The following is a 19956-nucleotide window of genomic DNA, read 5'->3' as shown; positions in this document are numbered from 1 at the left end:
GCCTGTGCCTTTCGATGACGACGAATTCGATGACGGTCATTCGGGTGGGCTGGTAGCGAAGCAAGCGGCCGGGGACAACGCTGCGCCGCTTTCGATCAGCGAGATTTCGAACCTCCTGAAGCGCACGGTAGAGGATCGTTTCGGCTTCGTTCGCTTGCGCGGCGAGCTTTCAGGCGTGAAGCGGGCGGCATCGGGCCATCTCTATTGCGCGCTCAAGGACGACAAGGCGGTGATCGACGGCGTCATGTGGCGCGGCGGGGCGCAGCGCCTCGCCTTCCGCCCCGAAGACGGCATCGAGGTGATCGCCACCGGCAAGCTCACCACCTATCCCGGTCGCTCGAAGTATCAGGTCGTGATCGAGAGCATGGAGATCGCGGGCGAAGGCGCACTGCTGGCGCTGCTGGAAAAGCTGCGCGCACGGCTGGCGGCGGAGGGGCTCTTCGCCCCCGAGCGCAAGCGCGAACTGCCGTTCCTGCCGCAAGTGATCGGCGTGGTGACATCCCCCACCGGCGCGGTGATCCGCGATATTCTCCACCGTCTGGCCGATCGCTTCCCCAGCCATGTGCTGGTCTGGCCGGTGCTGGTGCAGGGCGAAGGTTCGGCGCAGCAGGTCGCCAATGCCGTGCGCGGTTTTTCGGCGATTCGCCCCGGCGGCCCGGTGCCGCGCCCCGATCTGGTGATCGTGGCGCGCGGCGGCGGCTCGATCGAGGACTTGTGGTCGTTCAACGAGGAAGTCGTCGTGCGCGCGGTGGCCGAATCGTCGATCCCCGTGATCTCCGCCGTGGGCCACGAGACCGACACCACGCTCTGCGACTACGCGGCCGACCGCCGCGCCCCCACGCCCACCGCCGCCGCCGAAATGGCCGTGCCGGTGCGCCTGGAACTGGCCGCCACGCTGGACGAACTGGCCTATCGCAAGCGCCGCTGCGCCCTGCGCCCGGTCACGCTCGGGCGCGAGCGGCTGGAAGCCCGCGTCCAGCGCCTGCCCCGGCCCGAGGCGATCCTCGCGGCCAAGGCCCAGAAGCTGGACGAACTTTCCGAACGCCTGCGCCGGGGCCTGCGCGACGAGGCCGCCGCCAAGCGCGAACAGCTTGGCCGCACCGCCTCGCGCCTCTCGCTGCCGCTGCTGCGCCACCGCATGGAACGCAGCGAGGAACGGCTGGCCCGCACCGGCCTGATCCCGCGCCTGCTGACCCGCCGCTGGGCCATGGCGCGCGACGGGCTTGCCCCGGTATCGCGGGTGCTGCCGCAGCTCGATCCGAAACGCCCGCTGGAACGCGGCTATGTCCTGGCCAAGGGACCGGACGGACGCGCGCTCACCAGCCTCGCGGCGGCCTCGCGAGAGGCCCTGTTGACGCTGGAGTTCCGCGACGGCGAACTGACCGTTGCCGTGGGGGCCGAAGCCCCCGCTCCGGCTGTGAAAGCCGCCGAACCGGCCGCCGAGGGTGCAGCCCCCAAGCGTCCCGCGCGACCGAAGACGGACCCGTCGCGGCAGGGCGATTTGTTTTGACCGCCGCGCTCTGCTAGGATTCCCCCATGCTTATGTCTTCTGCCGACCGCCCCGCCAAGCTCGCCTACGGACCCAACGGATTCCGGGTGCTGAGCGGCGGACAATTCGTGCTCTGCGCCGTCACCGGCGAGAAGATCCCGCTGGAGGAACTGCGCTACTGGAGCGCCGAGTTTCAGGAGCCTTACGCTTCCGCCGAAATCGCGACCAAGCGCCTCACCGGAAAGGCATGATTGTCCGCAAGGCCCACGCGGCATCGCTGGTTCTGTGCGGCGCCGTAGCCCTTTCGGTGCTGGCCTGGAATGGGCTGGCCGCGCAATCGACCGCGCCCGTCGCGCCTGCGGCAGCCGGAAGCCTTATCTATAGCGGCGAACTGACCCAGGGCGGCTGGATGCGCGGCAGGGTTCCCGCGGGCACGGGCGCGCTGGCGCTGAACGGCCAGCCGGTGCAGATCGCACCTGACGGTTCGTGGTTCGCCGCCTTCGACCGCGATGCGGGCACGATCGCCACGCTCACGGCCACCCTGAACGGCCGCAGGATCTCGCAGCCGGTCGCGGTTTCGCCCCGCGCCTGGCAGATCGAGCACGTCAACATCGCCCGCAAGCCCGGTGGACCGACCGAGGCCTTCATGGCGATCCGCCGCCCGGAACTCGACCGCATCAATGCCGCCCGCGCCATGAAGACCGATGCGCAGGGCTGGCGCCAGCACTTCGTCTGGCCCGCAAAGGGGCGCATTTCCGGCCGCTTCGGCTCCCAGCGCGTCTATCGCGGCGAGCCGGGCGCCTATCATTCCGGTCTCGACATCGCCACCGGCACCAGCGGCACGCCGTTCGTGGCCCCGGCCGACGGCGTGGTGATCCTCGCCGCCGAGAAGCCCTTCACGCTCGAAGGCAACCTGCTGATGCTCGACCACGGCATGGGGCTGAACAGCGCCTTCCTGCATTGCTCGCAGATCCTGGTGAAACAGGGCGATCACGTCCGGCAGGGTCAGGTGATCGGCAAGATCGGCATGTCCGGCCGCGCCACGGGACCGCATCTGCACTGGTCGATCAAGTGGAACGAAGCGCGGCTCGATCCGATCCTGTTCACCGGGCCGATGAACTGAGAGAGTCTGTTTGAAAATCCGCCGCAGGCGGATTTTGGCGGCGCCGGCCCTCTCCCCCACCCGACCTCCCACGAGTGTATCCTGATGGGAAGTCGGGTGGGGGAGAGCGCCGGTGCCGCAGCTTCGCCGAGAACGATTACGGGCTGTTGCAGAGAAAGCGGGTTGCGGCCTGCGCCGGAATGCTTATCCCGCCCTTGTGCGCCGCACCATCGCCCTTCTTGTCCTGCTGGTCCTTCTGCCCCTGACCTGGGGGCGCACGCCGCAGCAGCCCAAGTTCAAGCGCTTCGAGCTTTCGTTCAGCCCGCTTGCCCTGCCCCCCGCGCCGCGCGTGGAGGCGCGGCTCGGCGCGTTCCGGCTGGAGGAAGTCTGGCAGGCGCATAGCCGCACCCATTCCTTCGGCAGCTATTCCGCGCTGCTCCTGCGCAGGGGCGGCACGATGCTGGCGCTCAGCGATTCGGGCGGATTTCTCGAATTCAGCGCGCCCGGCCGCGCGCAGACCGAAAGCCGGATGGGCGACCTGCCCCTCTCGAAGGATGCCGACAAGGCCGCCCGCGACGTCGAATCGGCGACGCAGGACGAAAGGGGCATGATCTGGCTCGGCCTCGAAGGCCGCAACGCCATCTACCGGATGAACCCGGACTACGAGATCGAACGCAAGGCCAGCCCCGTCGTCATGAAGGACTGGGGCGTCAATTCCGGCCCCGAAGCGCTGACCCGTCTCCACGACGGTCGATTCGTGGCGCTGCGGGAAGGCTATCTGGGCTGGAGCGACCACTTGCACCAGGCCGCGCTGTTCCGGGGCGACCCCACCGAGCGCCCCGACGGCCAGGGCTTCACGCTGGACGCGCCCACGGGCTTCAGCCCCACCGACATGGCGCAATTGCCCGATGGACGCCTGCTGATCCTGATGCGGCGCCTGATCTGGCCCATGCCCCAGCGCTTCGCTGGCCGCATCGCGATCGGCGACCCGACGACGATTCGCCCCGGCGGAACCTGGAAAGTCACCGAAGTGGCGCGGCTGTCCTCCGACCTGCCGATCGACAACTTCGAGGGCATCGCCATCGCCCCCCGCCCCGACGGGAGGCTGACGGTCTGGCTGATCTCCGACGACAACTATTCGCCGCTCCAGCGGACGCTGATCTGGAAGATGAGCGTCGATCCGGCCGAACTGCCATAATGGGTCCGGTCATTCGCTAAAACGAGACAGCCTTTGCCTACACGTCATCCTGAACTTGGTTCAGGATCCATTGTGCCGAACAGACCGCCGTCGATGTCCAGAGATGGATCCTGAAACAAGTTCAGGATGACGAGGCCCCTTAGCCATCGCTTGGGAACAAGATCACCACGTCACCCGCTCCCACGCCAAACCCGGACATGCGAAAAGGCGCGCAAGCCAGCTTGCACGCCCTTCGCGAGACCATGTCTTCGCTCCCCGAAGGGAGCGGAAGAATCAGGCGGCCTGCTTCTTCTTCAGCTCGCGCTTCACCTTGACGGCGCGGTTGCTGAGCTTGGCGTCCGAGGTCTTCAGCAGCCAGTTGTCGAGACCACCGTTGTGCTCGACCGAGCGCAGGCCGTGGGTCGAGACGCGGAACTTGAAGCTGCGCTCAAGACCGTCCGACAGCAGCGTGACGTTCTGAAGGTTGGGAAGGAAGACGCGCTTGGTCTTGTTGTTGGCGTGGCTGACGTTGCAGCCGACCTGGCGGCCCTTGCCGGTCAGTTCGCAGATGCGGGACATGTCTCTAACTCTCGCTCGAAAAAATTCTGTGGCCGTAGAAACGGGAAGGCGCGCCCTTAGCGATTCCCTGGGGGAAGGTCAAGTTGCGCACAGCTTTTTGAAGGTCTAGCGCATTGCCATGACACGCTGGCCCCTGCCCGAATACATGGAACTCGCCCTGGCGCAAGCCCGGGAAGCCGCCGATTCCGGTGAAGTGCCCATCGGTGCGGTCGTGGTGAGGGATGGAAAGGTCATCGCCACCGGCCGCAACGGCCCGCGCGAGCGTCACGACCCCACCAGCCATGCCGAAATCGAGGCGATTCGCGCCGCCGCGCGGATTCTCGGCAACGAAAGGCTGGAAGGATGCGAACTGTGGGTGACCCTGGAGCCCTGCGCGATGTGTGCGGGCGCCATCTCCCACGCCCGCATTGCCCGCCTCTATTACGCCGCCGCCGACCCCAAGGGCGGCGCGGTGGAACACGGCGCCCGCGTGTTCGAGCACGACCAGTGCCTGCACAAGCCCGAGGTCTATTCTGGCATGGGCGAATCGGAAGCAGCGGAAATGCTGCGTCGATTCTTCAGGGAGCGGCGTTAGGGGTTGTTTGAAAATCCGCCGCAGGCGGATTTTGGCGGCACCAGCCCACGCCCCCACCCGACCTCCCACGAGTGTATCCTGATGGGAGGTCGGGTGGGGGCGTGGGCCGGTGCCGCTCAAAAATGCCCCTCGGGCATTTTTCAAACCCTCAAAGCGGCTTGAAATCCAGCCCGATATCGGCTGCGGGCGCGCTCTGGGTGAGGCGACCGACGGAAACGTAAGTCACGCCCGAAGCGGCGATGGCGCCGATGGTGGAGAGGTTCACGCCGCCCGAGGCCTCTGTGGGCACGCGCCCGGCCACCAGCGCCACGGCCTCGCGCAGCATGTCCGGTCCCATGTTGTCGAGCAGGAGGTGATGTGCGCCGGCAGCGATCGCCGGCTCGATCTGGTCGAGGCGATCGACCTCGCAGATGATCTGCGCCACGCCTGCTGCCCTCGCGCGGGCCACGGCCGGGCCGACGCCGCCTGCAACGAGGACATGATTGTCCTTGATCATGGCAGCATCCCACAGGCCCATGCGGTGGTTGCGGGCACCGCCCGTGCGGGTGGCGTACTTTTCGAGGTGGCGCAGGCCGGGAATGGTCTTTCGCGTGTCCAGCAGGGTGGCGTGCCCGTTCATGGCGTCCACGTATTCGCGGGTCATCGTGGCGATGCCGGTGAGGTGCTGGACGGTGTTGAGGGCGCTGCGCTCGCCGGTCAGCATCGCGCGGGCATTGCCGGTGAGGCGCATGAGCTTGGCGCCGGACTCGACGCGGGCGCCTTCCTCGACGAGAATCTCGATCTCCATCGCAGGGTCCAGCTTGCGGAAGAAGGCTGCGGCGATGGGAAGTCCGGCGACGGTGACGGCATCGCGTGAATCCATGACGCCGGAGAACCGCGCGTCGGCCTCGATCACGCTTTCGGAAGTGACGTCGCGGCCGCCCCCCGGAAGGCCCACGCCGAGGTCCTCGGCCAGCGTTGCATCGACGAAGGCGGCGAGGTCAAAACCGGGCAGGTCGAAACCGGGGATCGCGAATGTGCTCATGGCCCGGTCTTTCGCGCGTTCGAATCGGAATGTCGAGAGGTGAGCGCGACCTGGCCAGCGTTCCCGGATCAAGTCCGGGACGATGAGAAAAGGGCGCGGAGATCGTCTCTCCACGCCCTTCGGAATTCAAACTAACGCTCCGATCAGTGAACGAAGCGGGCGATCACGTCGCGGTAGGAGCGGCTGACCTTCACTTGCGCGCCCGAATCGAGCACCAGGAAGCATTCGCCGTTAGTGTGCGGCTTGACCTGGCGGACCTGGTTGAGGTTGACGATGGTCGAGCGGTGGACGCGCTGGAACACGCGCGGATCGAGGCGGCGTTCGAGGTCCTTCATCGTCTCGCGCAGGATCAGCGAATTGTCGGCGGTGCGGATGCACATGTAATCGCCGGCAGCCTCGATATGCTCGATCGAATCGACATCGATGCGGAAGATCTGGCCGCGATCCTTGATGTTGATGAGCTTCTCGTAGCGGTCCGCATTGGGATCGGTTTCTTCCGGGATATGCTCGATCGCGTCGGGGGCCACTTCGGCCAGCACCGTCTTGAGCTTTTCCGCCTCGTCCGACGAGCGCTTCTCGGCCAGACGCTGGCGCACGCGAGCGAGGGTGTCGTCGAGCTTGGTCTCGTCCACCGGCTTCATCAGGTAGTTCACCGCGTTCGCCTCGAAGGCGCGGACGGCGTGTTCCTGGTAGGCGGTGACGAAGACGAACAGCGGCGGCTCGATCTCCATCACGCCCTTGACCACCGAGAAGCCGTCGAAACCGGGCATCTGGATGTCGAGGAAGACGAGGTCGGGCTTTTCGGTCTTGATCTTGCGGATGGCCTCGCGGCCGTTCGAGCAGGTATCGATGATCTCGACGTCCGGGTATTTCTCCAGGCGAAGCTGAAGGCCCTGGATGGCGAGTTTCTCGTCGTCGACGAGGATGGTGCGAATGGTCATCAGTTACGTTCTCCGGCCCGGCTAACGCTTGTGGGCCAAATATGTTTCATCGCGCGGCGAAAACAGGCTGCCGCGGCTGCTCGATCATGTCTTCCGGGGTGGGTTGGCGCTCTGCGGGAAGTTCGATGAGCACGGCGAAACCGCCTTCGATCGGCTCAATCGTCTCGAACCGGTGATGCTCGCCATAGGCCTGGGAAAGACGGTCGCGGATATTTGCCAGGCCGACGCCAGTGGAGACCGGCTCCCCTCCATCGTAAGTCATGCCCGACAACCTGTTGTCGGTCGTCGGACTTTGCAAGCCCGGCCCGGTGTCCGAGACGGTGATGCGAAGCATCGGCCCGACGAGTTGCGTGACGATCGTGATCTCCGCCCCGGATTCCTGCGGCGTCACGGCATATTTGATCGAGTTTTCGACCAAGGGCTGGAGCAGCAACGAGGGCAGCAGGCAGGTCTCGGTTTCCGGGTCGATGTTGAAGGTGGTGCGCAGCCGTTCCTCGAATCGCATCAGCTCGATGTCGAGGTAGAGCTTGAGCGTCTCCACTTCCGTCGCCACCGTCACCCGGGCGGAGGGCTTGTTGATCAGGGTATAGCGCAGGAACGACGACAGGCGGCTGAGCATGGCATTGGCCGGCTCGGTCTGCTTGAGCAGCACCAGCGTCGAAATCGAGTTCAGCGTGTTGAACAGGAAATGCGGGTTGAGCTGGTAGCGCAGCATGGCGAGCTGGGCCTGGGTCGCCTGATTTTCCAGCCGGATCATCTGATCGTTCTGCTCTTCCACCTGGAGGTAGAAGTTGATCGCGTAATAGAGCGCGGACCAGGCACCCAGCAGCGTGGCGTCGAGGTAGAACACGCCGATGAACAGCTGGGCGAAGCTGGAATCGCTGTCCGTGCGGTAGAGCGAGATCACCCAGGCATCGATAAAGGCGTGCAGGCCCACCGCGAACGGCAGGATCAGCGCGGTCAGGCCCCAGGTCACCAGCGCCCGCTTCGATATCAGCGCGCGGTAGGCGACCGAGAGCACCAGCGAGATCGAGAAACCGGTAACCGTCGCGATCAGCACGAGCACCAGGTAGGACAAGGGCTGGGCATTGGCGATCGTGGACATGGCGCGCAGCAGCATCGCGCCGCTCCAGCCCACGAACTGGAGACGCCAGAAGGCCTTGTCCTTGTTGGCAAAGAAGGGAATGGGCTGGATCGGCAGGACGCTCATGCCCGCTTCCTAGCCGAAATCATGCCGAAGCGGAAACTCTCGAAAATTCCGCCCATCCCCGCCCGTCAGCCCGGCTTCCCGCCGCCCCTCGCTTCGGCGACCGCCTGCGACAGCTGATCGACGCCGACCGCGCCGGAGATCAGCCGCTCGCCCGCCACCCAGCTCGGCGTGCCGCTGAATCCGAGCCTTCCGGCGATTTCCATGTTGCGCGAAAGCTCCTGCGCCACGGCCGGCCCGGCCGCGACCTTGCGGGCACGCTCCATGTCGAGCCCGGCCTTCTGCGCGGCGGCCTCGATGCTCTGGGCATCGACCTGACCCATGGCGAACATGGCATCGTGGAATTGCGGGAACTTGCCCTGCTCGGCAGCGGCCAGCGCCATCTTCGCCGCGGCGGGGCTTTCCGGGCCGATGATCGGCAGTTCGCGCACGACGATGCGCAAGTCCGGGTTCTTCTTCAGCAGCTCCGCCACGTCCGGCAGGCTGCGGCGGCAATAGCCGCAGGCATAGTCGCTGAATTCGACCATCGTGACCTTGCCGTTCGGATTGCCGAGCACGGCACCGGGGAAGGGAGTCTCCACGTTCTGGCGAACCCCGGCCAGCTGCTGGCTGGCCTGCTTGCGCTGCAGGTTGTCCATGGCCTCGGGAATGATCTCGGGGTTTTCGAGGATGTAGTCATGCACGACTTTCTCGACGGCGATGCGCCCGCCGAACCAGCCGCCGACGCCCACCAGCGCGACGACGCATCCCGCGATCACTGCGAACTTCGTGCCATTACCCATTGTCGTCGAAAATCCTGTTGAATGTGCATCCCGCCCTTAGCGGAGCCCGGAGTGCCCGGCCATAGCCCGGCCGGTTAATCTCGATTCATCGCTTCTTCTTGCGTTCCAGCGCGGCGCGGGCCTGCATCTCGATATCCTGCGCGCGCAGCCAGTCGGGCGTACCGGTCGGAAGGCCCGCTTCGGCGGCCTGCGCGCTCATCAGTGCGGCGTCCATCTGGCCGGTCAGCGACTGCTGCTCGGCGCTGGCAAGGCGCGCGCGGGGCATGTCGCCATTGGCGGCATAGATCGTGCCGAGCTGGTACCAGGCGAAAGGGTTCTCCCGGTCGCGGGCGACGGCGTTCTTCAGCACGGTCTGCGCCTCGGCGAAATGGGCCGAATCCTCGGTGGCGATCAGGGCATGGCCGAACAGCGTGGCGATCAGCGGCTGGTAGCCGGTCAGTTCGGTCGCCTTGCGCAATGGCACGAGCGCTTCCGCCGCCTGCCCGGATTCCAGCAGGATCTGCCCTTTCAGTTCGAGGAAATAGGGATCGTTCGCATCGACCATCAGCAGGGCGTCGGTCTCGGCCCGCGCCCGGTCGAGCTGCGATTCGCGGTGATAGGCATAGGCACGGGCATAATGCGCGGGCACGGAATTGTCGGTCAGGGGATAGACGCGCAGCACGTCGCGCGGCTCGCCGAGATAGCCGAACAGCTTGGCCTTCATGCGCATGAAGCGTTGCTGGATCTTCGGATCGTCCGGCTTGGTCCAGGCCGGATCCTTCTCGTAGACGTCCTGAAGGGTCTGGATCCGATCGCCGGTGAGCGGGTGGGTGGAATAGAACTCGTCGCCGCTCTGGGGCCGGTAGCCGTAGCGGAATTCCAGGTTCTGGAGCTTCTTGAAGAACTCCACCGAGCCGCGCCCGCTGATGCCCGCGGTGGACAGGTACTGCGCGCCCGCCGCGTCGGCAGAGGCTTCCTGCGAGCGGCTATAGGCCAGGTACTTGCCCATGGCGGCCTGCTGCCCGGCCATGATCACGCCCATGGCGGCCTCTCCCGCCCCGGCGGCGGCGGCGGCGGCGCCGAGCAGGAGGGAGAGGATCGAGATGTTGGAAGCGGGCTGCGCGCCCTGGTTCAGCACGGCATGGCCGCCGGTGACGTGGCCAAGCTCGTGCGCGATCACGCCCTGCACTTCGGCGGCGGTATCGGCCTGGTTGATCAGGCCGCTATTGACGTAGACCGCCTGTCCGCCCGCCACGAAGGCATTGACCGAGGAATCGTTGATCAGGACGATGTCGACATGGTTGGGATCGAGCCCCGCCGCCTTGATCAGGGGGCGCGACATGTCCTTGAGCAGGGCCTCGGTCTCGGCATCGCGCAGGATCGACTGCGCGCTTGCCGGCGCGGCGGACCAGCCGAGCAGTGCCAGAAGACTCAGGAAGAGTGCGGCAAATCGCGCGAAGGACATGGGCTCTCTTGGGGCCTTGCGGCCTGAACGGGCGCTTAAGGCCGCTGTTTTGCTGATCGGGAGCCCAACCTAGCGAGGGTCTGCGCTCTGGCAAGAGCGCTTGGCGTTGCCCGCTATCCCAGCAGGTGCCGGGCAGCCCGGCCCAGCAACGCCTCATCGCCTGCCACTTCGCCCAGCAGGATCAGTTCGCCCGCCGCGTTGCGCCGGGCGACGAGCAGGGTGAACTCGCTCCGGTGGCCCAGTTCTTCCGGGGATCGCGGTGCGAGGGCGCGCAGGCCGTGCAGCGTGGCCTCGTCGAGGGATTCGGCTTGTGCATAAGCCGTGTCTTCCTCGGGAAAGAGGAAAATGCTGTCGGCCCAGTCGGTCACCGGTTCGCGCTCCCGCGGCGGGGCAAGACGGCTCAGAGCGGGGGCGGTTGCCGGGCCAGTTGCCGGGGCAGGAGCGGCGGCCTGCTCCTTCCAGTTGATGACCCCGTAGATGCAGTCGATCGCCGCCTGGTCGCGCGTGAAGGGCAGCAGGATGCCGCGATAGAGGATCGTTGCGCCGTGGCGGTTCACGAACTCCGCCTCGAAGCCGACCGGCGCCTGGTTCGCCAGGATCTGCATGTAGTGATCGGTGATCCGCGACAGCAGCGAGCGGCTGGGAACGTCCTCCAGCCGCAGGATCGCGCCTTGTGCCCCGCATTCTTCCGCCAGCGCCGCGCCCAGCCAGACGATCGCCGGATTCTCCATCCCGTCGGAAAAGTCCAGCAGCACGCCGTGGGGGCCGAAGTCCGGCAGGCTGGCGGGATCGAGATCGGCGGCGTCGGGAAAGGCGCGGTCGCCCAGCAGGCTGGCCCAGAAATTGTAGGCGCGCACCTGCATGCGGCGCTCGGCACCCGCGCCTGCTCCGGCGCTTGGCTGCGCCAAGATCTCGTCGCTGCTGGTAAGTTCGCCGCCCGCCCTGTCCATCGATATCCCCGCTGATCTTCGCCCTTCTTGTGAAAGAACGGGATGAAATAATGTTTAAGCCTGGTTTTTGTGAAAATGCCCGAGAGGCATTTTCAGTGCGGCACCGGTGCCGCCAAAATCCGCCTGCGGCGGATTTTCAGATCAAACCACTTCACTTCTGGCGCAGCACGCCTTCGCCGAGACGCGGCAGCGGGGCCAGGAAGCGCAGAACCGCGAAGGAGACGATCAGCAACACCGATGCGGCGTGGAGCGCGAAAGGCAGGTCCCGCCAGTCCGCCAGCGCCCCCCAGGTCCAGGCGCCAAGCGCCATGCCGCCGAAGGTCACCGCCTGATAGATCGACAGACAGCGCCCGAGGATCTCGTCGGGAGAGCGCAGCTGCACGGCGGTGTTGAGCGTGGTCAGGTTCAGTACCCAGGCGCTCCCGGCCAGGAAGGCGGCGGGCGCGGCCTGGGGCAGGTTCCCGGCGATGGCGATGATCGACAGGGCCAGTACGAACATGGCGGAGCCCAGCGCGAGGATGCCTTCCAGCCCCATGGCATGGCGGATCCGGCCGATGAAAGGCGCGGTCAGGATCGAACCGATGCCGAACAGCCCCAGCATCACGCCGAAGTCGATTTCCGACCCATGCATCGAATCGCTGACGACGGCGGGCAGCAGGCCCTGATAGGCGGCCACGCTGAAACCGATGGCAAAGCCGCGAATCAGGAGCCGGCGCAAGGGGCGGTTGGCGAAGCAGTACTTCAGGCCCACGGCCACGGCGGGCAGGATCGGGCGCCGGTCTATCGCTCGCGCCTCGGGCCGCCACCAGAGCAGGACGCCGATCAGGCCGATATAGCTGACCGCGTTGATCGCGAAGGCGAAGGACACGTCCCACAGCGAGATCAGCAGCCCGCCCACCGCCGGGCCGATCGAGCGGGCGATGTTGAACGAGATCGAATTGAGCGCGATCGCCTGCGGCAACTGGTCCCGGGGCACCTGCTGGCGGACGGAGGCCTGCCAGGCCGGAGAATTGAGCGCGGTGCCGGTGCCGACGCTGAGCGTGAAGGCCAGGAGCAGGAACGGCGAGAGCCAGCCCAGCCAGCTCATTGCCGCCAGTGCTGCCGAAACCGCCAACATCCCGCCTTGCGCCGCCAGCATGACCTGGCGCCGGTCGTAATTGTCGGCAATGGCGCCCGCGAAGACGCCGAACAGCATGATCGGCACCGTGGCCGAAGCCTGCACCAGCGAGACGAGCTGGTGGGAAGGGGTCAGCTCCGTCATCAGCCAGGCCGCGCCCACGCCCTGAAGGGTCGCGCCGATGTTGGAGAACAGGTTGGCGATCCAGATCGCCCGGAACACCGGATAGCGGAAAGGGGAGAACGTGCCGTGGACCGGCCGGGGGACCAGCCCCGTGGTCGCCGTATCGACGACGTCCTTCACGATGTCCTCTTCCCTGCTCACCCCACAGGCCTAGGCGGCGCGATCAGCAGCGGCAAGCGAAGTGTCTGCCCGTCACAGGAGATATCGCATCCTGATCGCCATGCGGGTGTTCTCCGCCCCGACGTCGAAGGCGGCCTTGTCGAAGCGGGGCGGCCCCATCCGCACCGGCGCATCGCGCGAGAACCCAAAGCCCTCGCGCGGGATCATCAGCGCGGTGTCCAGCTTGCCGTTGCCGTTCTCGTCATGAATCAGCGAGATCGCATAGCGCCCCTCGGGCACGGCGCCGAAATCGAGGTGGACGTCCCCTTTCGCGGTGACCGTCAGCTTGCGGGCGCGGGGATCCTTCTCGCAGTTGGGAAAGGCCTGCGGGCTGGTGGTGAGGCAGGCCAGCACCTGCCCTTTCTGCGAGCGCAGCCCGGTGACCGAGGCATAGACGTCCGACTGCACCGGCCCCGAGAGCGGAACCGCGCCCAGCACCAGCGGCGCGCAAGGCAGCAGGGTCAGGGCGCCGATACGCCCCGGTCGGTGCCGCACAGATGATCCCAGAACCGAAAGTAGAGGCCGTAATTGCATCGATAGAGCTCATGATGGCGGTGATGGTGGCTGGCGGTGATCAGCCAGTGACCCAGCCGCGAATGGACCAGGCGGCGGGGGAACATCTCCCAGCCCATGTGGTTGGCGATGCCCATCACCGTCATGACGGTCAGCACCAGCCCCAGCATGCCGACATGGATCGGCACGAGGAAGACCAGCGCCGGAATCACGACGGCCCCGGTCACGGCCTCCAGCGGGTGAAAGCTCATCGCCGCCCAGGCCGTCGGCGGGCGGCTGGCGTGGTGGACGGCGTGCATCGCCCGGAACAGGCGGGGCACATGCATCCAGCGGTGGGTCCAGTAGAACCAGGTATCGTGCAGGAACAGGTAGAGCAGCAGCGAGAGCGGCATCCACCACAGCGGATAGGCGGCCGGATCGCTGTAGATGCGCGTCCAGCCGTGGGCCTGCCAGCCCCAGGCGACCACGCCTGCGGGAATGCCGTAGATCGCGGAAGAGAGCAGCGACCAGCCGATCTCGCCCCGGATCTGCCGGTCCATGCCCCGGTAGAGCCCCGGCCTGACGCGCGCGGTGATCCAGGCGAAGAGGCCGGACGTGCCCAGATAGCGCAGCCCCACGATCGCCGTCATCATGACGGCGGAAGCGCAGAGCGCCCACAGACCGGGACCGGAAATCGCTGGCATCTAAGGGCTTATGCTCCGGCGAAGGGGGTGAGGCCAGCCGAATTTCAATACCGACTGCCAGCCCCGCATCCCGCTCAATCCAGCGAGACCCGGATCGGCGGCAGCACGTCCACCCCGGCGGCGCCGGCTTCGTCGACCAGCCCTTCGGGATCGGGATGGATCAGGATTTCGGTATCGGGAAACGCCGCCTGCAACCGGTGCTCCAGTTCGTCCATCACCCGGTGCGCCTCGCGCACGGTCATGTTCGGATCGACCCAGACGTGGAACTGCACGAAGTCCCGGTTGCCCGACGTGCGCGTGCGCATGTCATGGACGCCGGTAATGTCGGGATTGCGGGCCAGGACCTGGAGGAAGCGGTCCTTCTTCTCCTGCGGCCACTCATGGTCCATCAGCTGGTCGATCACGTCCTGCGAGGCCTTCCACGCCCCCCAGCCGAGCCATGCGGCGATACCCAGCCCCAGCAGCGGATCCGCGCCCCTCAGCCCGGCGTAGTGTTCCAGCACCAGCGCCGCGATCACCGCCGCATTGAGCAACAGGTCCGACTGGTAGTGGACGCTGTCGGTCTGGATGGCGATGCTGCCGGTCCTGCGGATGACGTGGCGCTGCCAGGCGACCAGCGCCAGGGTGAGCGCGATCGCGACGCCCGATACGGCAATGCCGCTTTGCGCGCTTTCCACCCGGCTTCCGGCGATGAACTCCTCCACCGCGCGACTGGCGATGGCGAGCGCCGAGATCGAGATCAGCACGATCTGGAACATCGCCGCGATCGCCTCGGCCTTGCCGTGGCCGAAGCGGTGCTTGTCGTCCGCGGGCTGCGCGGCGACCCATACACCCAGCAGCGTGGCCAGGCTGGCGACGAGGTCCAGCGTGGTATCGGCCAGGCTGCCCAGCATCGCCGTGGAGCCGGTGGACCAGGCCGCCCAGCCCTTCAGGCCGAGCAGCACAAGCGCCACGCCGATGCTGGCGAAGGCGGCGCTGCGGGTGAGATGGGCGTGTTCGTGCAAGGGAGGCCTCGGGAATCAGGGGGCTCAGGGATAGAGCAGCGAACTGGTCCAGCCGCCCGCCGCATCACCGGTGCGAACGAAACGGCGGCGTTCGTGGAGGCGATAGGGCCGGTCCTGCCAGAATTCGATGGCGGCGGGCACCACGCGGTAGCCGGTCCAGTGCGCGGGACGCTCGATCTCGCCCTCGCCGAAGCGGCTGCGGACGTCCTCGTAGCGGGCCAGGAACGTCTCGCGGCTGTCGAGCGGGGCGGACTGGTCGGAAGCGACCGCGCCAAGCTGCGAATCGCGGGCGCGCGAATGGAAATAGGCATCCGCTTCCGCCGCCGTCACGGCCGCGAGTTCGCCTTCGATACGGATCTGGCGGCGCAGGCTCTTCCAGTGGAACAGCAGGGCGACATGCGGATTGGCCGCGATTTCCTGCCCCTTGCGGCTGTGGCCATTGGTGTAGAACACGAAGCCTTCCGGCCCATAGCCCTTGAGCAGGACCATGCGCACCGAAGGCAGCCCGTCCGGCGTGGCGGTGGCCAGCGCCATGGCGTTCGAATCGTTGGGCTCCGTCCCGCGCGCCTCTTCGTACCAGTCCCGGAACAGGGCGAAGGGATCGCCGTGGGGTATGACTTCGCGGGCCTGTTCAGCTTCCATCTGCGTTTCCTGACGAATCCGTATAAGGTCTATAGCGGGGCGCCCTTCGAACTCTGCACAGGAAACTACCGATATCGCGGCAATTCCCGATGGTATTGGGGCGCATTGCCGGTGCATAGACGCAGCGCCCGGAGGAAGAAAGCACGGCTTGCCGTCCGGGCCCGCGACACCTAGCTAGGAAGCCATGGCAGCAGACCCTTATTCCACCCTCGGCGTATCGCGCACGGCCAGCGAGAAGGACATCAAGTCCGCCTATCGCAAGCTGGCGAAGGAACTTCATCCCGATACCAACAAGGACAATCCCAAGGCCGCGGAACGCTTCTCCGAAGTGACCGGCGCCTACGACCTGCTTTCCGACAAGGACAAGCGCGCCAAGTTCGATCGCGGCGAGATCGATGCCGAGGGCAATCCCATGGGCTTCGGGGGCTTCGGCGGCGGCAGCGGCGGCTTCGGCGGCGCCGGATTCGGCGGCAACCCCGGCGGGCAGCGCGGCTTCGGCGGCGGCTTCGGCGGCAATGACGGCATCGACCTGGAAGACCTGTTCGGCGGCATCTTCGGCGGTGGCGGACAGCGTGGCGGAATGGGCGGCGGCTTTGCCGGAATGGGGGGAGGTATGGGCGGAAGTGCCGGCATGGGCGGCCGCAGCCGTGCGGCGCCGCGCGGCGGCAACGTGAACTACCGCCTTGCCGTGCCGCTGACCGACGCGGCGGAACTCAAGCCCCAGCGCATCACCCTGTCCGATGGCAAGACCATCGACCTCAAGCTGCCCAACGGCCTGGAAGACGGCACCCAGATGCGCCTGGCCGGCAAGGGCGAGCAGGGTCCCGGCGGCGCGGGCGATGCCATCGTCACCATCCAGATCCAGCCGCACGCCTTTTTCCGCCAGGATGGAGACGATTTGCGCGTGGACCTGCCGATCACCCTCGACGAGGCTCTGAACGGCGGCAAGGTGAAGGCACCCACGGCGGCCGGGGCGGTCATCCTCTCGGTTCCGACGGGGTCCAGTTCGGGCAAGGTCCTGCGTCTCAAGGGGCGCGGCATGGTCCGCAAGGACGGCAGCCGGGGCGACCTCCTGATCACGCTCCAGATCGTGCTTCCCGAAAGCGACGCCGATCTCGCCAAGCGGCTGGAAGGCTGGAAGGATCCGCGCGACGTGCGCGCCAAGCTGGGAATTTGAACATTCCCCGCCCAGGGCCTATCTCGGCGCGGTGAAAGCCTCCCCGCCGACAGATACGCCTGCTGCGATAACACCGGAAGCCCGGCGCCGCGCGGCCTTGCGCTGGCAGGAGATGCAGGACCGGATCCCCCGGCCGGATCCCTCCAGCCGGGCCTATGTCGTGATCAGCCGGGTCTTTTCCGGCACCTGGGAAGACGGCTTCATTCATGCGGGCAACTTCGCCTACATGACGATCGTCGCGCTGTTTCCCTTCTTCATCGCCCTGGCTGCGATCTATTCGGCGCTGGGCGAGCAGGGCCAGCTGGAAAGCGCGATCGACGCCGTGCTCAATTCGCTGCCGCCGCGCGTCGAGGAATCCCTTGCGCCGGTCGCCCGCGATGCCGTGGCCGCGCGGCACGGCTGGCTGCTGTGGATCGGCGGCGCGCTGGGCCTGTGGACCGCCACCAGCCTGATCGAGACCATCCGCGACATTCTCCACCGCGCCTACGGCAGTACCAAGGGCCTGAAATTCTGGCGCAACCGCCTGGCGTCCAGCGGGCTGATCTTCGCCTCGGTGCTGCTGCTGCTGCTGTCGCTGTCCTCCCAGGTGCTGATCTCGGTGATCGAGGAAGTGCTGCTGACGCTGTTTCCGGCGCTGAAGGCCTTCAACTACCAGATCGGCATTTCGCGCGGGGTCACGGCGGCCACGCTGTTCGCCTCGCTCTACGCGCTGTTTTTCCTGCTGACCCCCTCCCGCTACCAGGCCGCGCGCTACCCGAAATGGCCCGGCCCGCTGTTCGTGGCGACATGGTGGCTGGGAGCCGCATGGCTGCTGCCGAAAGTGTTGCGCAATTTCATCGCTTACGATTTGACTTACGGAAGTCTCGCCGGAGTGATGATCGCGCTTTTCTTTTTCTGGCTTGTCGGACTAGGGATGGTCGCGGGCGCGGAACTCAACGCCGCCCTGACCGTCAGTCCCGAGGAGCAGGCGATGCTTGCCGGGGGCGCAGACGGGAAAAGCAGCGTGGCTGCACAGAACAACGAAGTACAGGAAGAACACGAATGACCGGTCTGATGCAGGGTAAACGCGGCCTGATCATGGGCCTTGCCAACGACAAGTCCCTGGCCTGGGGCATCGCGAAGAAACTGCACGAACAGGGCGCCGAGCTGGCATTCTCCTATCAGGGCGATGCGCTGGCCAAGCGCGTGAAGCCGCTGGCGGAAAGCCTCGGCAGCGATTTCCTCATCGATTGCGACGTTTCGGACATGGCGGCGCTCGATGCCGCGTTCGAGACGCTGAAGGCGCGCTGGGAGACGATCGACTTCGTCGTCCACGCCATCGGCTTCTCGGACAAGAACGAACTGCGCGGCAAGTATGTCGACACCAGCCTCGACAACTTCCTGATGACGATGAACATTTCGGCCTACAGCCTCGTCGCCGTCACCAAGCGTGCCGAGCCGATGATGCGCGAAGGCGGCTCGATCCTGACGCTGACCTACTACGGCGCCGAAAAGGTCGTGCCGCACTACAACGTCATGGGCGTGGCCAAGGCGGCACTGGAAACCTCGGTGAAGTACCTCGCCAACGACCTCGGCCCGCAGAACATCCGCGTGAACGCGATCTCGGCCGGCCCGGTGAAGACCCTGGCCGCCAGCGGCATCGGCGATTTCCGCTACATCCTGAAGTGGAACGAGCTGAACTCGCCGCTGCGCCGCAACACCACGATCGAGGATGTCGGCGGTTCGGCCCTCTACTTCCTCTCGGACCTGTCCGCAGGCGTGACCGGCGAAGTCCACCATGTCGATTCAGGCTATCACCTGGTCGGCATGAAGCAGGAAGACGCACCGGATATCGCCCTGAGCTGAGGGCGGATTCCGAATGGAAAAAGGGGCCGGAAGGAAACTTCCTCCGGCCCCTTTTTTTATGTCCCGTTCAGAGCCAATCCCCTGCCCCCATACACCCCGTCATCCTGAACTTGTTTAGCTTCGCTGGCCTTCGGCTCAGGATCCATCTCGCCGCCGACACCGCCGGTTTTTGGGAGGAATGGATCCTGAACCAAGTTCAGGATGACGTCTGTTTGGAGGACTTCCGTGGCGCCCTGACACCAAGGCCGCCCTCAATTCACCGCCTCACCCCATCAAACGCGGCACCGAGACCGAGAACACGTCGAAGTGCGCGTCGGGATGCTCGGCCTGGCCGTCGCGCGGGGCCTGGCGTACTTGCACCACGCCGTTCTTGCCGAAGCCGTCCACCACCGGGCGCCCGGCATCGCGGCTCAGCCAGAGGCGCAGGAGGTGGCGCTTGCGCTGCGGCTCGGGCCAGTCCCAGAACGTGGTGCGGGCATGGAGCGCGGCATAGTTGGACAGCCACTGGATGTCGCCGGGGCGGAAATCCATCTCGATGGCCATGCCTTCCTCGTAAGTGATCGTGTCGAAGAGTTCGAGCACCTCGATCTGCTCCGGCGTCAGCTTGGGCACGCCTTCGTATTCCTGCGCGGTCAGGATGTAGAGCGAGCCCGCGTACATCGAGAACACCCCGTCCACGAGGCTGACGATCGGCGAGGTATAGGTATCCGCAGGCGCATTGTGGTCCTGGCGGCGCCAGTCCCAGTGGAACGGCTCCAGCAGCAGCGGCGCCAGGTCCGGGCGGCGGCGCAGGATCTCGTTATAGATCTCCGCGCCGGAAACGAGGCAGGACAGCCCGCCCTCCTTGGCCGGACGCAGGCACATCAGCGCGACGATGTCCGAGCTGTCGGAGTGATAGACCAGCTTGTCGCGCACCTTGGAGGAGAGCGCGGTGGGATCGTCCATGGTCTTGTCGCTGGTGGCATAGACGTGGTCGATCAGGTCGCCCATCTCGTTCTGGCGGATCGGATCGCCCATGTGCAGGCCGAGGATGTAGTAGATCGCGCTGGACAGCGCGTCCGAATAGAGCTGGGTGCGAAGCCCGCGCACCAGCACGAAGCCCCGCCCGTAATCGACATCCCCGCCCCAGGATTTCACCGCATCCGCACAGGCGAGCAGCGGAAAGTCCTCGGCGGTGACGGTGCGCAAGTCCGGGTTCTCGGCCAGGAAGCGGGCGCCCAGCGTTTCCAGTTCCCGCACCTGTTCGTCGGACAGCATGTAGATCCACTCGTCGGTCGCGGCCAGCCGGTCCCCCCGCCAGGCAGCGGCAGTGGTGACGGGCGGGACGGCCTCCAGCGGCGCGGGAGCGGAACTGGCCATGCTTC

At 66.3% G+C, this 19956-nt stretch carries 21 protein-coding genes; 8 read left to right on the top strand and 13 right to left on the bottom strand.

Features of this window, described 5'->3' with window-relative positions; genetic code table 11:
- Positions 1-4 precede the first annotated feature (4 nt).
- The 4 genes from xseA (at position 5) to NTCA1_RS17890 (ending at position 3789) form a co-directional block, all read left to right on the top strand.
- On the top strand, positions 5-1510 hold the full coding sequence (xseA, locus tag NTCA1_RS17905) for an exodeoxyribonuclease VII large subunit (protein WP_159831254.1): 1506 nt from the start codon (positions 5-7) through the stop codon (positions 1508-1510).
- A gap of 26 nt (positions 1511-1536) precedes the next feature.
- Positions 1537-1740: a DUF2093 domain-containing protein gene (locus NTCA1_RS17900; RefSeq protein ID WP_086490775.1), complete on the top strand. Its 204-nt coding sequence runs from the start codon at positions 1537-1539 to the stop codon at positions 1738-1740.
- Positions 1737-2612, top strand: coding sequence for a M23 family metallopeptidase (locus NTCA1_RS17895; RefSeq protein WP_159831253.1), 876 nt, complete (start codon positions 1737-1739; stop codon positions 2610-2612). The genes NTCA1_RS17900 and NTCA1_RS17895 overlap by 4 nt, the downstream gene beginning before the upstream one ends.
- A gap of 112 nt (positions 2613-2724) precedes the next feature.
- A complete protein-coding gene (locus tag NTCA1_RS17890) occupies positions 2725-3789 on the top strand; it encodes an esterase-like activity of phytase family protein (RefSeq protein ID WP_236549424.1) in 1065 nt (354 codons plus the stop codon).
- A 273-nt stretch (positions 3790-4062) separates the two neighbouring features.
- Here the strand turns inward: NTCA1_RS17890 and rpmB are convergent, their stop codons facing one another.
- Positions 4063-4347, bottom strand: coding sequence for a 50S ribosomal protein L28 (gene rpmB, locus NTCA1_RS17885; protein ID WP_086490778.1), 285 nt, complete (start codon positions 4345-4347; stop codon positions 4063-4065).
- 118 nt (positions 4348-4465) lie between these two features.
- Here rpmB and NTCA1_RS17880 point away from each other — a divergent pair, with 118 nt between their 5' ends.
- The gene (locus tag NTCA1_RS17880; RefSeq protein ID WP_159831252.1) at positions 4466-4921 is read left to right on the top strand and encodes a nucleoside deaminase; all 456 of its coding nucleotides are present in this window, start codon (positions 4466-4468) and stop codon (positions 4919-4921) included.
- A gap of 148 nt (positions 4922-5069) precedes the next feature.
- Here NTCA1_RS17880 and nadC read toward each other — a convergent pair whose 3' ends face one another.
- From nadC to pdxH, 11 genes are all read right to left on the bottom strand, one after another.
- Positions 5070-5945, bottom strand: coding sequence for a carboxylating nicotinate-nucleotide diphosphorylase (gene nadC / locus NTCA1_RS17875; protein ID WP_159831251.1), 876 nt, complete (start codon positions 5943-5945; stop codon positions 5070-5072).
- 143 nt (positions 5946-6088) lie between these two features.
- A complete protein-coding gene (locus tag NTCA1_RS17870) occupies positions 6089-6886 on the bottom strand; it encodes a LytTR family DNA-binding domain-containing protein (RefSeq protein ID WP_021233864.1) in 798 nt (265 codons plus the stop codon).
- A gap of 46 nt (positions 6887-6932) precedes the next feature.
- A complete protein-coding gene (locus NTCA1_RS17865; protein ID WP_086490781.1) occupies positions 6933-8096 on the bottom strand; it encodes a sensor histidine kinase in 1164 nt (387 codons plus the stop codon).
- A gap of 65 nt (positions 8097-8161) precedes the next feature.
- Positions 8162-8875, bottom strand: a complete 714-nt coding sequence (locus tag NTCA1_RS17860) for a DsbA family protein (RefSeq protein WP_086490782.1) — start codon at positions 8873-8875, stop codon at positions 8162-8164.
- An 85-nt stretch (positions 8876-8960) separates the two neighbouring features.
- Positions 8961-10319 carry a M48 family metalloprotease gene (locus NTCA1_RS17855; RefSeq protein ID WP_086490783.1) on the bottom strand — a complete coding sequence of 453 codons (1359 nt, stop codon included), beginning with the start codon at positions 10317-10319 and terminating at the stop codon, positions 8961-8963.
- A gap of 113 nt (positions 10320-10432) precedes the next feature.
- Complete coding sequence (locus NTCA1_RS29155; RefSeq protein ID WP_374705201.1) at positions 10433-11269, bottom strand: hypothetical protein; 837 nt, start codon at positions 11267-11269, stop codon at positions 10433-10435.
- 151 nt (positions 11270-11420) lie between these two features.
- Positions 11421-12710, bottom strand: a complete 1290-nt coding sequence (locus tag NTCA1_RS17845) for an MFS transporter (RefSeq protein WP_086490784.1) — start codon at positions 12708-12710, stop codon at positions 11421-11423.
- Positions 12711-12761: 51 nt separating this feature from the next.
- Positions 12762-13223 (bottom strand): DUF2141 domain-containing protein, encoded by a 462-nt coding sequence (locus NTCA1_RS17840; RefSeq protein WP_374705200.1) that lies wholly within the window; start codon positions 13221-13223, stop codon positions 12762-12764.
- Positions 13190-13924, bottom strand: coding sequence for a sterol desaturase family protein (locus NTCA1_RS17835; protein ID WP_086490786.1), 735 nt, complete (start codon positions 13922-13924; stop codon positions 13190-13192). Before NTCA1_RS17835 ends, NTCA1_RS17840 begins: the two co-directional genes overlap by 34 nt.
- Positions 13925-13998: 74 nt before the next feature.
- Positions 13999-14928, bottom strand: coding sequence for a cation diffusion facilitator family transporter (locus NTCA1_RS17830; RefSeq protein WP_086490787.1), 930 nt, complete (start codon positions 14926-14928; stop codon positions 13999-14001).
- Between the two features lie 24 nt (positions 14929-14952).
- Complete coding sequence (gene pdxH / locus NTCA1_RS17825; protein ID WP_374705202.1) at positions 14953-15588, bottom strand: pyridoxamine 5'-phosphate oxidase; 636 nt, start codon at positions 15586-15588, stop codon at positions 14953-14955.
- 166 nt (positions 15589-15754) lie between these two features.
- Here pdxH and NTCA1_RS17820 point away from each other — a divergent pair, with 166 nt between their 5' ends.
- From NTCA1_RS17820 to fabI, 3 genes are read left to right on the top strand one after another with little or no spacing between them, the layout of a single operon-like run.
- Complete coding sequence (locus NTCA1_RS17820) at positions 15755-16747, top strand: DnaJ C-terminal domain-containing protein (protein ID WP_159831249.1); 993 nt, start codon at positions 15755-15757, stop codon at positions 16745-16747.
- A gap of 31 nt (positions 16748-16778) precedes the next feature.
- Complete coding sequence (locus NTCA1_RS17815) at positions 16779-17792, top strand: YihY/virulence factor BrkB family protein (RefSeq protein WP_306439301.1); 1014 nt, start codon at positions 16779-16781, stop codon at positions 17790-17792.
- Complete coding sequence (fabI, locus tag NTCA1_RS17810) at positions 17789-18592, top strand: enoyl-ACP reductase FabI (protein ID WP_086490790.1); 804 nt, start codon at positions 17789-17791, stop codon at positions 18590-18592. Before NTCA1_RS17815 ends, fabI begins: the two co-directional genes overlap by 4 nt.
- Positions 18593-18856: 264 nt before the next feature.
- On the opposite strand, the gene NTCA1_RS17805 is transcribed toward fabI, so the two are convergent.
- Positions 18857-19951, bottom strand: coding sequence for a TauD/TfdA family dioxygenase (locus tag NTCA1_RS17805; protein ID WP_086490791.1), 1095 nt, complete (start codon positions 19949-19951; stop codon positions 18857-18859).
- Positions 19952-19956: the final 5 nt, after the last annotated feature.

The organism is Novosphingobium sp. TCA1, assembly GCF_009811895.1.
Classification (GTDB): domain Bacteria; phylum Pseudomonadota; class Alphaproteobacteria; order Sphingomonadales; family Sphingomonadaceae; genus Novosphingobium; species Novosphingobium panipatense_A.
Note: the sequence above shows the minus strand (reverse complement) of the source record. Positions and strands in the feature narration are given on the sequence as shown.

What these genes read in the sequence shown, in the direction of transcription:
- NTCA1_RS17820 (WP_159831249.1), top strand. Translation starts at nt 15,755, where the DNA reads ATGGCAGCAGACCCTTATTCCACCCTCGGCGTATCGCGCACGGCCAGC.
- NTCA1_RS17880 (WP_159831252.1), top strand. Translation starts at nt 4,466, where the DNA reads ATGACACGCTGGCCCCTGCCCGAATACATGGAACTCGCCCTGGCGCAA.
- fabI (WP_086490790.1), top strand. Translation starts at nt 17,789, where the DNA reads ATGACCGGTCTGATGCAGGGTAAACGCGGCCTGATCATGGGCCTTGCC.
- NTCA1_RS17860 (WP_086490782.1), bottom strand. Translation starts at nt 8,875, where the DNA reads ATGGGTAATGGCACGAAGTTCGCAGTGATCGCGGGATGCGTCGTCGCG.
- NTCA1_RS17835 (WP_086490786.1), bottom strand. Translation starts at nt 13,924, where the DNA reads ATGCCAGCGATTTCCGGTCCCGGTCTGTGGGCGCTCTGCGCTTCCGCC.
- NTCA1_RS17900 (WP_086490775.1), top strand. Translation starts at nt 1,537, where the DNA reads ATGCTTATGTCTTCTGCCGACCGCCCCGCCAAGCTCGCCTACGGACCC.
- NTCA1_RS17805 (WP_086490791.1), bottom strand. Translation starts at nt 19,951, where the DNA reads ATGGCCAGTTCCGCTCCCGCGCCGCTGGAGGCCGTCCCGCCCGTCACC.
- NTCA1_RS29155 (WP_374705201.1), bottom strand. Translation starts at nt 11,269, where the DNA reads ATGGACAGGGCGGGCGGCGAACTTACCAGCAGCGACGAGATCTTGGCG.
- NTCA1_RS17855 (WP_086490783.1), bottom strand. Translation starts at nt 10,319, where the DNA reads ATGTCCTTCGCGCGATTTGCCGCACTCTTCCTGAGTCTTCTGGCACTG.
- NTCA1_RS17865 (WP_086490781.1), bottom strand. Translation starts at nt 8,096, where the DNA reads ATGAGCGTCCTGCCGATCCAGCCCATTCCCTTCTTTGCCAACAAGGAC.
- NTCA1_RS17870 (WP_021233864.1), bottom strand. Translation starts at nt 6,886, where the DNA reads ATGACCATTCGCACCATCCTCGTCGACGACGAGAAACTCGCCATCCAG.
- nadC (WP_159831251.1), bottom strand. Translation starts at nt 5,945, where the DNA reads ATGAGCACATTCGCGATCCCCGGTTTCGACCTGCCCGGTTTTGACCTC.
- rpmB (WP_086490778.1), bottom strand. Translation starts at nt 4,347, where the DNA reads ATGTCCCGCATCTGCGAACTGACCGGCAAGGGCCGCCAGGTCGGCTGC.
- NTCA1_RS17895 (WP_159831253.1), top strand. Translation starts at nt 1,737, where the DNA reads ATGATTGTCCGCAAGGCCCACGCGGCATCGCTGGTTCTGTGCGGCGCC.